We start from the raw sequence: 12,420 nt of genomic DNA, 5'->3' as shown, positions 1-12,420 counted from the left end.
ATGAAACGATTTATTTCATTCCTTTTTCTTTTACATTCAATCTTTGGTTTTTCACAAAAAACAGAAAGTTCTATTTTAGATAAACAACAAATAAAACAAAGAGAATTAGAGAATCTTTCTGACTTCCCTATTTACAGAGCTTATGAATATCAGGATAAAGGCGGAGTTTTTGAATTGGTTTTATGCGAAAATCAAACAAATAAAAAAGACACGTTAAATACCAAAATCCAGGCGATTTGCGGTATGAACGATCACGGCGGTTTTCTTGAAAAATGGAGAATTAACGATTTACTTGAAGATTATGAGCCTAAAGAAACCAATATTTGGTTCTGGACAAAATATTGCAGCATCAAAGATATTGATGGAGATGGCTATATCGAGCCTGTTATTGTATATGGAACAAGAAATGAAAATGATGAAATAAGACGGGTTAAAATTATTACCGTGTATAAAAACAAGAAATATGTAATTCGTGCTGTAGAATGTGATCTTGATATTTGCAGAAGTTTTAAGAAAGACTCAAACTGGAATTCTTTACCTCAAAAAATAAAACTTTACGTTGATCAATTGGTCGTAAAAATTAGAAAGGAGCAGGATTTATTGCTGAAAGATGGGTAATTTTTTAAATATTAATGTCAATATTAATATCAAAATTCAATAGCAATTTTTTGAAAACTGAAATTCAATATATCCGCTTGCTTTGCTAAACTGGATTAATCCCGAAGCATCGGGACATCCCTAAAATATTGGTCGAGCCTATGGCTCTTTTTGACGTTGGCATCTTTTAAAGCTTTCGCTTTAAATTTTCTTTTACCTCGGCAAACCATTCTTCTTTTAGGATACTTAAAACAATCGAATCACGGCGCACTTCTCTATTTACTGTTGGCATGTGGCTTCTCAAAACACCTTCGACTTTACAGCCAATACTTTTCATTGCGGCAATACTTCTGTCGTTATTATTATCAGCACGGAATTCTACTCGCTCCATTCCAAGAGTTTCAAAAGCAAATTGCAATAATAAAAATTTGCAATGTTTGTTTAGTCCGGTTCCTCTAAAAGCAGATCCGTACCAAGTGTAACCTAATTGCACGGTTTTATATTCAAGCTGAATATCGTAAAAACGTGTTGAGCCTGCATATTTTTGAGATTTTTTATCGAAAACTATAAACGGAAATTCTTTTTTATCTTCTCTTGCTTTTATAGCCGATTGAATATAATTGATCAAATTGTCTTTTCCATCTGCACCAACTAAAGAGTATTTCCAGGTTTCTGGTTCGTTTATAGAAAATTCCAATAAATTATCGACATCTGATTCTTGCAATGGGCGCAATAAAACTAAATCGTCTTCTAAAATAATGTTGTCTGAGAAATTGAAATTTAATGTTGGATTCATAATTGAAATTCTTTGAAAAAAATTTTCTGATTAAGTACTGATTAGTAAAGATATTTGAAAAAATTCAAGATTAAAAAATTAATCTCATCTACTAATGAAATTTTAAATAGTTTATGGAATAAAATATAAGATTATTCTTTCTTTATTTGTATTATTGCAATCATTTAAAGTTTATATTTTTTGAATATTTTATTAGCCACAGAAATAGTATTAGAAAAGAGTTTTGGAGATACTTTTTGGTACGACTTATTAATTGCCTTATTTACAGGAGTATTATCTTGTTTAATATTTTATTTGGCACTTCGCATATTTAAACCCAATATAAAAACCTGCAGTATTCTTTGCAAAGAAATTGAAACTTTTGATGACAAAACTAAAACAAGATATTATTTTAAATTTATAAACAAAACGTATTCAGATATTGAAAATGTATCTATAAATTTATTACTTATCGAAGATTATATTCATGGAAGTGGTAAAAATTTTATTGGCAAAGAATTGAAACTTAAAAGATATGATTTCAAAAACATTCCTGGTAAGCGGAGAAAAAACAAGGAAATTCACAATAACTGCGTGCAGATGTTAATTGATGAAGATTTAGAAAAACTTTGGGATGGAAGGAAAGAATATTTGGAATTACAAATTGATTGTACACATTCTAAAAGTGGAAGAAGACTTGTACATGTACAAAAATATACAGATGTAAAGAACACGATCAAAAATGGGCGCTTTGATTCGGGCGAAAACTTTAACATTATATAAATGTAACCTACTATTTATATTTGTAAATTTATACTTTAAAACTTAAGATTATGAAAAACGATATTATTTGGAAATAGTTGAATATACAGTAAACTATTCCTTTTTGATTATAAAAACAAAGCCTCTAAATAGATTAGAGGCTTTTATTTTATATACTGAAATGATCAATAAAATTTCACTTTTAATGAAACAAAATTACTCACTCATTTCATCATAACGTTCCGGAACTTGCGGATCATACAACGGACATTTGAATTCTTCCATTAAACTGACTAATTTATTCATGGTTTTCCCTTCGGTTCCATAACAGTCAATTTTAATACTTTGTGGAGTTGAAATTACCTGAAAAGCACCCTTTCCTTTAGTATTTTGCCAGCTATTTTCATCGACTTTTTCCCATTCAGAAAATACCGAAGCAATTCGGTTAAAAATTACTTCTACAGGAAGTGTTTCTAATCCTTCAACTTCCTCTTTTTCAAGAAGTGCTTCGTAAACTTCGTGATGATTTAAATAAATCTCATCTAAATATCTCCAAAAAAGTAGCTCGTACATGACTCTGGTGGTTTTTAGCCCCGATAGCAGTGGAAATCCTTTTGTTTTTTTCTTTAAAAAACAAAAGATTGTAACGGATAGCGGGATTAGCTCCTAAAAAAACTAATTATTAATAAAAAAGGTCCCATTGAAACTCCAGTATAAAAAACCTTTGCAACTCAGAACCTTTGAACCTTTGTAACTTAAATAAAAATTAATATTCAAATGTTCCGTATTCGCTTGTAATTGTCAATTTCTTAGCATCTGCTGCTTCTACTCTACCGACGATTTGTGCATCGACATTGAATGATTTTGAAATCGCAATAATATCCTGAGCAATATTTTCGGGAACATAAATTTCCATACGGTGACCGCAATTGAAAACCTGATACATTTCTTTCCAATCTGTTTTTGATTGTTCCTGAATTAGTTTAAACAATGGTGGAACCGGGAATAAATTATCTTTTATAATATGTAAATTCTGAACGAAATGTAGAATCTTAGTCTGCGCTCCACCGCTGCAATGCACCATTCCGTGAATATCGTTTGGTGTATATTTATCTAAAATTTTCTTGATAATTGGCGCGTAAGTTCTTGTTGGAGAAAGCACCAACTGACCTGCGTTTATTGGGCTGTTCTCGACTTCATCAGTTAAATTTACCTGACCAGAATAAATTAATTCTTCCGGAACAAGAGCATCGTAACTTTCTGGGTATTTTTTAGCTAAATATTTTCCGAAGACATCATGACGTGCAGAGGTTAAGCCGTTGCTTCCCATTCCTCCGTTATAACCTTTTTCATAAGTTGCCTGACCAAAAGACGCCAAACCAACAATTACGTCTCCCGCTTTAATGTTTGCATTATCAACAACATCGCTTCGTTTCATGCGTGCTGTTACCGTAGAATCTACAATAATAGTGCGAACAACATCTCCAACATCGGCAGTTTCTCCTCCTGTTGAATGAATGGTTACTCCGAAAGTTTTTAATTCGTTGATTAATTCTTCGGTTCCGTTGATGATTGCCGAAATAACTTCTGCGGGAATTAAATTTTTATTTCTTCCGATTGTTGAGGAAAGCAAGATATTATCTGTTGCCCCAACACATAATAAATCATCTATATTCATGATTAACGCATCCTGAGCAATTCCTTTCCAAACAGAAATATCTCCGGTTTCTTTCCAGTACATATACGCCAAAGACGATTTTGTACCGGCTCCGTCAGCGTGCATAATTAAGCAATGTTCTGAATCCTGGGTAAGATAATCGGGAACAATTTTACAGAATGCCTGAGGAAATAAACCTTTGTCAATGTTTTTTATGGCGTTGTGTACGTCTTCTTTTGATGCCGAAACACCTCTTTGTGCGTACCTTTTGCTAGAATCTGAACTCATGAAAATTAGTTTGTGTTGATGTGGTGCAAAGATAATCCCTTTTTTTAATTCTTGGGTTTATTTATTAAAGATTGCGTAGAATTATTTACCACAAATTACACAAATTAGCACAAATTTTTATAAAGCAAAAATCATCCTTTGAGGATGATTTTTGAGTATTTAGATTTTCATTTATTAATGAAAAAAGAATTCGTGAAAATTAGTGTAATTCGTGTTTAAAAACTATTTAGTAAACAATAATTCTCTGTATTTAGTAAGTGTCCAGCTTTCGTCGTCTACTAATAATTCTAATTTATCACAGTGATTACGGATGTCTTCAAAATAGGGTTTCACTTTATTGCAATACGCCTCTGCCATTTTTTGAGCATCGGTTAAGTGATTTGCAATTCTTCTTTCATTTGTCATTGCCAATACTTTAGAATTGATTCCTTCTATATGACCAGAGATTTCCTTAATTAAAACGATTTGCTCTTTTGCAATAGTTTCAAACTCTTTTCCGAAGATTTCTTTAAGTCCTTTTACGTTTTCAATCAATGTATTTTGATAACGAATTGCTGTCGGAATTACGTGGTTTCTGGCAATATCACCCAAAACTCTTCCTTCAATCTGAATTTTTTTAGTGTATTCTTCTAATTCTATTTCGTAACGCGCTTCTGCTTCAACATGATTCAAAATTCCTAATTCATCAAATAAATCTAGTGCTTGTTTAGAAATTTTAGCTTTAATCGCTTCGGGTGTAGTTTTAAAATTACTTAAACCTCTTTTCGCAGCTTCTTGTTCCCAAGCGTCAGAATAACCGTCACCTTCAAAAAGAATCTTTTTCGATTGTTTGATATATTCTCTTAAAACATTAAAAATTGCATCGTCTTTTTTCATGTCTTTCGACTCGATCAAAGTATCTACTTCTAATTTAAAATCTTTTAATTGTTTGGCTACAATCGCATTTAAAGTTGTCATCGCGTTAGAACAGTTCGCATTTGAACCAACGGCTCTGAACTCAAATTTATTTCCTGTAAAGGCAAAAGGCGAAGTTCTGTTTCTGTCTGTATTGTCAAGAAGAACGTCTGGAATTTTTCCAACCACATTTAGTTTTAAATCTGTTTTTTCTTCCGGAGATAATTTACCTGTTGTAACGCTTTCTAATTCAGACAAAACTTTGGTTAATTGCGCACCAATAAAAACCGAAATAATAGCCGGTGGCGCTTCGTTTGCTCCTAACCTATGATCGTTACTTGCCGTTGCGATTGAAGCTCTTAATAAAGTTTCGTAATCGTTTACCGCTTTTATTGTATTAATAAAGAATGTCAAAAATTGCAAATTGCTCATTGGCGTTTTACTCGGACTTAATAAGTTAACCCCTGTATCTGTTGCCAACGACCAGTTGTTGTGTTTTCCTGATCCGTTTACTCCTTTAAATGGTTTTTCGTGAAATAATACTTTAAAATCATGACGTTCTGCCACTCTTTGCATCACATCCATTAATAAGGAGTTGTGATCTACGGCAAGATTCGTTTCTTCAAATATAGGTGCCAGCTCAAACTGATTTGGTGCTACTTCGTTATGACGCGTTTTTACAGGAATTCCAAGCAACATACATTCTTGTTCTAAATCTCTCATGTACGTTAATGCACGAGTTGGAATAGATCCAAAATAATGATCATCAAGTTGTTGTCCTTTTGCAGAAGTGTGCCCTAATAAAGTTCTTCCGGTCATCATTAAATCCGGACGAGAATTTGCCAACGCTTTATCAATCAAAAAATATTCCTGCTCCCAACCTAAAGTTGCTGTAACTTTTTTAACGTTTTTATCAAAGTATCTACAAACTTCTGTTGCAGCTTCATCCATTGCAGATAACGCTCTTAGTAATGGAATTTTATTATCTAAAGCTTCACCTGTGTAAGCAATAAAAACTGTTGGAATACATAAGGTTGTTCCGTAAATAAATGCCGGAGAGGTTGGATCCCAAGCCGTATAACCTCTTGCTTCGAATGTATTTCTGATTCCGCCATTCGGGAAACTTGACGCATCGGGTTCTTGCTGAACCAATTGTGCTCCGCCAAATTTCTCTACAGGATCACTTCCGTCATACGAAGTTTCAAAAAAAGCATCGTGTTTTTCTGCAGTTGTACCTGTAAGTGGCTGAAACCAGTGTGTATAATGCGTTACTCCTTTTGATAAAGCCCATTCTTTCATTCCCATGGCAATATAATCTGCCAGTTTTCTGTCAATTTTAGTTCCGTGCTGAATGGCATCTCTTACTCCTTTTAAAGCATCAGAAGTTAAAAACTGCTTCATTGCTTTCTCATTAAACACATTTGAACCAAAAATGTTAGATTTTCTATCAATTTCTTCAAAATGTACCGGCTTTCTTGTAGAAGCTTCTTTTAAAGCTTGGAAACGTAATGTTGACATGTATATAATTTTTAAAAATTCGTAATTATTTTTATTGAAAAAAGAAGGACAAAGATAAAGAATAAAAAAGCCTGTTTGAAAGATAAATAGTAGATTTTTATACAAGGATTTTTCAATAGATAATCAATTTCACAAAGAATAATTAATATGAATTGAAGAAATATAACAAATTAACTCAGTATTATTCATTAAATAAACATTTTTTCATAATTACATAACCTTTAAACTCAGAAAAAGCACGTTATTTTTACGAATTTATTTTTTTAAGGTGTTAAAAATTACTTTTTTCAAAATATACCCCTATCAAAATTGCGCTTCTCTAAAAAATTATAGTCCACCCAACAAAATAGCCCCCTAATTTTTAGGACTAAAAAAATAAATCTATATTTGACCCAGCGAAAAAACAAAAAAAATAAAATTTATATTATTATGGCTAAAATTAAGTTAGAGTACATTTGGTTAGATGGATATGAACCAACTCAAAATCTTAGAAGTAAAACTAAAGTTGAAGAACACGAAAATTTCAAAGGAACATTAGAAGAACTTGGAAACTGGTCATTTGATGGTTCATCAACAAAACAAGCCGAAGGTGGTTCATCTGACTGCTTATTAGTTCCTGTTGCAATTTACCCTGATCCAACACGTATTAACGGATGGTTGGTAATGACTGAAGTTATGTATGCTGATGGTACTCCTCACTCTTCTAACGGTAGAGCTACTATTGATGATGATGGTGATTTCTGGTTTGGTTTCGAACAAGAATATTTTATCATGGATACTAAAACTTTATTGCCATTAGGTTTCCCTGTTGGAGGTTATCCTGCTCCACAAGGTATGTACTACTGCTCTGTAGGTGGAAAAAACACTCACGGAAGAAAATTAGTAGAAGAACATGCTGACTTATGTATCGCTGCCGGAATTAACTTTGAAGGTATTAACCAAGAGGTTGCTTGCGGACAATGGGAATTCCAATTATTCGCTAAAGGTGCTAAAAAAGCCGGAGACGAAATTTGGGTTGCCCGTTACTTATTAGATCGTTTGACTGAAAAATATGGTTACTATATCGAATACCATCCAAAACCTCTAGGAGATACTGATTGGAATGGTTCTGGAATGCACGCTAACTTCTCTAACGAGGTGTTAAGAACATGTGGAGACCAAGCTACTTACGAAAGAATTTGTGAGGCTTTCCGTCCTGTTACTGCTGAGCATATCGCGGTTTACGGAGCTTACAACGACCAACGTTTAACTGGTAAACATGAAACTGCATCTATCCACGATTTCTCTTACGGAGTTTCAGACAGAGGATGTTCTATCAGAATTCCTTTAATGACTGTTCAAAAAGGATGGAAAGGTTGGTTAGAAGACAGAAGACCAGCTTCAAACGGTGATCCATACAAAATCGCTGCAAGAATTATCAAAACTGTAAAATCAGCATTGTAATTCGAAGCTTAAATTATATTAGAAAGTGCCATCTTAATTGATGGCACTTTTTTTTTGACGTATAGTTTATTACGTCGACGAACGAAGATCTCCGCTAAAAACTCGACAACAACCTTTGTAAAAGTTTTAAACTTTGACAAAGGTATCACACACCAAACCCGACAGTCCTGAAGCCTCGGGATAAAAACCTGTCGGGTTTGTTGCCAAGACCCAAATCTTAACTAAAAATTGAAAGTTATTTTCTAATAATTAATTTTTAAGTTAAACATCAAAACTTATCTTTGTAAATCATTTAAAAATTATCTTATAATGGTTTGGATTTTATTTTTAGTAGGCGTTGTACTTATTCTTGCTTTAGATTTGGGAGTTTTCAATAAAAACCCTCATATTATTAGTACCAAAGAAGCAAGCAAATGGACCCTGATTTGGGTTACACTTTCATTTTTATTTTCCGGAGTAATCTACTGGCTTTATACTACAGATTATATTGCAAACCCTGACGGATTAAAACCTGCCGTTGCTTCTATGAAGTTCATTACAGGTTATTTAATTGAACTTTCTTTAAGTGTTGATAATATCTTTGTTATTGCTATTATTTTCGCTTCTTTCAAAATACCACAAAAATACCAGCACCGCGTTTTATTCTGGGGAATTATTGGCGCCGTAGTTTTCCGCGGACTAATGATTTTCTTCGGAGTTATGCTAATCAATAAATTCACCTGGACAACCTATTTATTTGGTGCCTTCTTATTATTTACAGCGATTAAAATGTTGTTTTCTGGTGATGATGAAGATTTTCATCCAAAAGATTCTTTTATCTATAAAGCGTTAGGAAAAGTAATTCCGATTACTTCTGAATTTGATAAAGAGAGATTTTTCATTTTAACCGAAAAAGGAAAAAAAGCCGCTACTCCTCTATTTGTTGCTTTAATTGTAATTGAAGTCATGGATGTGCTTTTTGCTGTAGACAGTGTTCCGGCAATTCTGGCTATTACCTCAGATCCGTTTTTAGTATTTAGTTCGAATATTTTTGCTATTCTGGGTTTGCGTTCTATGTACTTTTTCCTGGCAAATATGTTGGCAAAATTCAGTTATTTAGAATACAGCTTAATCGCAATTTTAAGTTTCGTTGGATTAAAAATGCTACTTCACGATTGGATTCACGTTCCGGAATGGGCTTCTTTAGGATTTATCGCGCTATCTCTTTTAGTTGGAATCTTGGTTTCTCTTAAATTTGGAGAAGAAAAAGAATTAACAGATTTAGATCAGGAATAATTTTTTGAGACATATATTCATAAAAAAAGGAAATCTTACGATTTCCTTTTTTCTTATTTACAAACTAATAATTAGTTGATTCTTTTAACATTACTGTCATCAATATTATACTTTTTAATTACAGTATTGTAATCTGAATAATCTGCTTTATTTATTGATTTTGAATTTGGCCCTCCTGTATTTACTCCATCATCTCCAGGAACAATAACAACTCTAAAAATTTTCGCTGTCGTAAAACTAGATGGTAACTGAGTCAAAGGAAAACTAGCGTCAATCAATATAGAAAACTGATCAAAAGAGAATTCATAATTGTATTGAGCAGTACCATTTGCAAAATAATAAAGTTGCGGTAATAGTGCCCAAGTGTCAATACCATTATTAGTATTTACTAATTCATAAACTAATAAATTATCACCTGAATATATCTTTGGACTTAAAGGAAACGTTTTTCCAAAATTATTGCCCGTATTAAAGTCCATTTGCACTTCAAAAACTTCTGCAACTGGTCCTTCTGGCCCTTGTGGTCCTTCTGGCCCTTGATCTCCTTCACAGCTTGAAAATGCAACTAATCCAACAACTGCGAAAAGTATAAATATCTTTTTCATAATTTTTATTTTTTATGGTTATATACATAAAGGTATTTCAAAAATCAAACCAAAAAAAATATTTACATCATTCTTTGTTAAAAATCTCCTTATTTTTTTGCAACCAACTGATTCTTAAGCAGAATTTTATTAAAAAATAATACGTGATATGGCAATGAATTTTCCCAGTAATCCCAAGTATGAGAACCTGGTCTTTCTGTATAGTCATGCTCTACCTTATTATACACCAATCTTCGATGCAATTCTTTATTTGGTTCTATTAAAAAATCATCTACTCCGCAATCTATTATTAAAGGTAATTTGTTTGCTTTTATTTTATCGAGCATATTGATAACGGCATAACGCTCATACATTTCAGAACTATCACTTTTGTCTCCAAAAACGGGCTGCATAAGTTTCACAACTTGTGCAGAAGAATCTCTGTTTAACATTACACTCATATCTACTGCTCCGCTCATACTTCCGGCAGCGCAAAATAAATCGGGATGTTTGGCAGATAAATACAAAGCTCCATGTCCGCCCATAGAAAGTCCGGTTATAACTCTCCCATTTCTATTACTAATTGTTCTGTATGTTTTATCGACTTTCTGAATCACTTCTTGTGTAATAAAGGTTTCAAACTGACTCCCTTTATTTACCGGACTGTCTAAGTAAAAACTAAAAGTTTCTCCTTCGGGCATTACGATAATTATATTGTATTGATCTGATAAACTTTGAACTAATTTTTTGTTTGGAGTATTTTTTAACCAATCACTAAAATGACCGTAAGCACCATGTAATAAATACATTACCGGAAATGCCGTTTTACTTTTACTATAAGAATTTGGCAATACAACAGCAGTTTTATAGGTTTTGCTCATTGCTGTACTGGCGATTTGCAATGTATCTACTTTTGCAGCATAACTCATAGAAGAAATGCATAGAAACACAACAAATACAAGGAATTTAAAGTTTTTCATATTGATATTTTTTTCTGATTAGGGATTGTAAATATACCTTTTTCCGAATAAAATATATGAAAAATCCGACTAGTTTATCAACAGGTTTGATTATCAACTTTAGTCTATGTTTTTTGCTACCACAGAGTAAAGATTAAAAATTGTTTGCCACGAATTGCACCAATTTTCACTAATTTAATTTCGTTGTCTTTATTTAAACACATAGAAACATAGATTCATAAAATACTGCAAAAGGCGTTTCACTTGCATATAAACACATAACTATGTGTTATTACAAAGTGAAACGCCTTGTTTACTTATTTAGACAAAGAAAGAATCTATGTCTCTATGTATTTTAAAATTATTCACTATTTAGATGATTAGTGAAAATTGGTGCAATTCGTGGCAAACAAAAAAAATTATTTAATAATAATCTTGTGCTCGTTACGGTATTGCGAAGCGCTTTTACCGGTATATTGTTTAAACGATTTACTAAAGTGACTAAAATTATTAAAACCACTTTCGTAGCAAACTTCGTTGATTGTTATTGGTTTTTCGGCCAGAAGTTTTGAGGCGTGAACCAAACGATATTCATTAACAAACTCTGTGAATGTTTTATTTGATATTTTTTTAAAATATCGGCAAAACGAAGGCGTTGTCATACTAACCAAACTCGAAACTTCATCTATAGCAATAGATTCCTGAAAATGATCTTTTACGTAATTAAAAACCACATTAATTCGATCACTATCCTGCGTGTTTAATTCGATAGCAAAACCATCGGCATTTAATATTGTATATTCTTCTGATGATTCTAATTCATCTAAAATACTCAAGAGTGTCAGCAAACGTTCAAACGGAAGCTGATCATCCATCATCTCGATTTTTTTACCTATTCTTTTTTTGGTTTCTCCACCAAAAGCGATTCCACCTTTAGACTGAGCCAAAATATTCTGAACCTTTTTCATTTCCGGCGCTGCAAAAAATCCATTACCCAAAAATTCAGGTTTAATATGAATCACGGTTTCATTTACATTTCCTGTTTGTTCATTTGTAAAACCACAATGAGGTAAATTAGAACCTATCAAAATCAAACTGCCATTTGTATAATAAGAAACATGGCTACCTATTTGTCTCTTTCCTGCGCCACCATTAATATAAACCAATTCAATTTCCGGGTGATAATGCCACAAATGAGACTTAACGTTCGTCTTTTCAGCATGTTTGGTATACGTAAAAGAACTTCCATACGAGTTGGATATCACTTCGAGAGCTGGGGCGATTGTCTTCATGATAAAAGTCTTTAAAAAATAATAGCAAATTTAACAAAAACACCTACAATAATTCATATTTTAACCTATAACGGTTTCGTAACTGAGGATATTGCATTAAAATCATCTAATTACAAAACTTAAAATCACCAACATTTAGTCGTTTTTTTCACGACCCGTATTTTTATTCACTTTTTTTTCAATATATCGTATTTAATTCTCTCTTTTAATACATATATACTATTATTGTAAGAATTTTACATGTTTTGCGAAAATGTTAATTTTTTAAAAACATTGAAAAATAATAACTGAATTAACTAAAACACCTAAAATAATTCAAATTTTAACCTATAACGGTTTCGTAAATGAGAATATAGCACATAAATCGGAAAATAGA

11 protein-coding genes are annotated in these 12,420 nt (G+C 32.4%); 4 read left to right on the top strand and 7 right to left on the bottom strand.

What is annotated here, in order from left to right; translation table 11 throughout:
• On the top strand, positions 1-618 hold the full coding sequence (locus tag BUE22_RS01740; RefSeq protein ID WP_073393289.1) for a M949_RS01915 family surface polysaccharide biosynthesis protein: 618 nt from the start codon (positions 1-3) through the stop codon (positions 616-618).
• Between the two features lie 166 nt (positions 619-784).
• Here BUE22_RS01740 and BUE22_RS01735 read toward each other — a convergent pair whose 3' ends face one another.
• Positions 785-1,393 carry a GNAT family N-acetyltransferase gene (locus tag BUE22_RS01735; protein ID WP_073393287.1) on the bottom strand — a complete coding sequence of 203 codons (609 nt, stop codon included), beginning with the start codon at positions 1,391-1,393 and terminating at the stop codon, positions 785-787.
• 180 nt (positions 1,394-1,573) lie between these two features.
• Here BUE22_RS01735 and BUE22_RS01730 point away from each other — a divergent pair, with 180 nt between their 5' ends.
• A complete protein-coding gene (locus BUE22_RS01730) occupies positions 1,574-2,155 on the top strand; it encodes a hypothetical protein (protein ID WP_073393286.1) in 582 nt (193 codons plus the stop codon).
• 195 nt (positions 2,156-2,350) lie between these two features.
• On the opposite strand, the gene BUE22_RS01725 is transcribed toward BUE22_RS01730, so the two are convergent.
• From BUE22_RS01725 to BUE22_RS01715, 3 genes are all read right to left on the bottom strand, one after another.
• Positions 2,351-2,707, bottom strand: a complete 357-nt coding sequence (locus BUE22_RS01725; protein WP_073393284.1) for a hypothetical protein — start codon at positions 2,705-2,707, stop codon at positions 2,351-2,353.
• Positions 2,708-2,900: 193 nt separating this feature from the next.
• Positions 2,901-4,079 carry an AIR synthase related protein gene (locus tag BUE22_RS01720; protein ID WP_073393283.1) on the bottom strand — a complete coding sequence of 393 codons (1,179 nt, stop codon included), beginning with the start codon at positions 4,077-4,079 and terminating at the stop codon, positions 2,901-2,903.
• A gap of 222 nt (positions 4,080-4,301) precedes the next feature.
• Positions 4,302-6,491: a glutamine synthetase III family protein gene (locus BUE22_RS01715; RefSeq protein ID WP_042563183.1), complete on the bottom strand. Its 2,190-nt coding sequence runs from the start codon at positions 6,489-6,491 to the stop codon at positions 4,302-4,304.
• Positions 6,492-6,920: 429 nt separating this feature from the next.
• Here BUE22_RS01715 and BUE22_RS01710 point away from each other — a divergent pair, with 429 nt between their 5' ends.
• Together BUE22_RS01710 and BUE22_RS01705 are read left to right on the top strand one after the other, a co-directional pair.
• The gene (locus BUE22_RS01710) at positions 6,921-7,934 is read left to right on the top strand and encodes a glutamine synthetase beta-grasp domain-containing protein (RefSeq protein WP_042563234.1); all 1,014 of its coding nucleotides are present in this window, start codon (positions 6,921-6,923) and stop codon (positions 7,932-7,934) included.
• Between the two features lie 306 nt (positions 7,935-8,240).
• The gene (locus BUE22_RS01705) at positions 8,241-9,209 is read left to right on the top strand and encodes a TerC family protein (RefSeq protein ID WP_042563182.1); all 969 of its coding nucleotides are present in this window, start codon (positions 8,241-8,243) and stop codon (positions 9,207-9,209) included.
• A gap of 71 nt (positions 9,210-9,280) precedes the next feature.
• Here BUE22_RS01705 and BUE22_RS01700 read toward each other — a convergent pair whose 3' ends face one another.
• From BUE22_RS01700 to BUE22_RS01690, 3 genes are all read right to left on the bottom strand, one after another.
• Entirely contained in the window at positions 9,281-9,814 is a 534-nt protein-coding gene (locus tag BUE22_RS01700; RefSeq protein ID WP_073393281.1) for a hypothetical protein, read from the bottom strand.
• 89 nt (positions 9,815-9,903) lie between these two features.
• A complete protein-coding gene (locus tag BUE22_RS01695) occupies positions 9,904-10,773 on the bottom strand; it encodes an alpha/beta hydrolase (protein WP_073393279.1) in 870 nt (289 codons plus the stop codon).
• A gap of 398 nt (positions 10,774-11,171) precedes the next feature.
• Positions 11,172-12,044, bottom strand: a complete 873-nt coding sequence (locus BUE22_RS01690) for an AraC family transcriptional regulator (RefSeq protein ID WP_073393276.1) — start codon at positions 12,042-12,044, stop codon at positions 11,172-11,174.
• Positions 12,045-12,420: the final 376 nt, after the last annotated feature.

The organism is Flavobacterium pectinovorum (genome assembly GCF_900142715.1).
GTDB lineage: Bacteria > Bacteroidota > Bacteroidia > Flavobacteriales > Flavobacteriaceae > Flavobacterium > Flavobacterium pectinovorum.
Note: the sequence above shows the minus strand (reverse complement) of the source record. Positions and strands in the feature narration are given on the sequence as shown.

What these genes read in the sequence shown, in the direction of transcription:
- BUE22_RS01695 (WP_073393279.1), bottom strand. Translation starts at nt 10,773, where the DNA reads ATGAAAAACTTTAAATTCCTTGTATTTGTTGTGTTTCTATGCATTTCT.
- BUE22_RS01735 (WP_073393287.1), bottom strand. Translation starts at nt 1,393, where the DNA reads ATGAATCCAACATTAAATTTCAATTTCTCAGACAACATTATTTTAGAA.
- BUE22_RS01700 (WP_073393281.1), bottom strand. Translation starts at nt 9,814, where the DNA reads ATGAAAAAGATATTTATACTTTTCGCAGTTGTTGGATTAGTTGCATTT.
- BUE22_RS01740 (WP_073393289.1), top strand. Translation starts at nt 1, where the DNA reads ATGAAACGATTTATTTCATTCCTTTTTCTTTTACATTCAATCTTTGGT.
- BUE22_RS01710 (WP_042563234.1), top strand. Translation starts at nt 6,921, where the DNA reads ATGGCTAAAATTAAGTTAGAGTACATTTGGTTAGATGGATATGAACCA.
- BUE22_RS01725 (WP_073393284.1), bottom strand. Translation starts at nt 2,707, where the DNA reads ATGTACGAGCTACTTTTTTGGAGATATTTAGATGAGATTTATTTAAAT.
- BUE22_RS01715 (WP_042563183.1), bottom strand. Translation starts at nt 6,491, where the DNA reads ATGTCAACATTACGTTTCCAAGCTTTAAAAGAAGCTTCTACAAGAAAG.
- BUE22_RS01720 (WP_073393283.1), bottom strand. Translation starts at nt 4,079, where the DNA reads ATGAGTTCAGATTCTAGCAAAAGGTACGCACAAAGAGGTGTTTCGGCA.
- BUE22_RS01690 (WP_073393276.1), bottom strand. Translation starts at nt 12,044, where the DNA reads ATGAAGACAATCGCCCCAGCTCTCGAAGTGATATCCAACTCGTATGGA.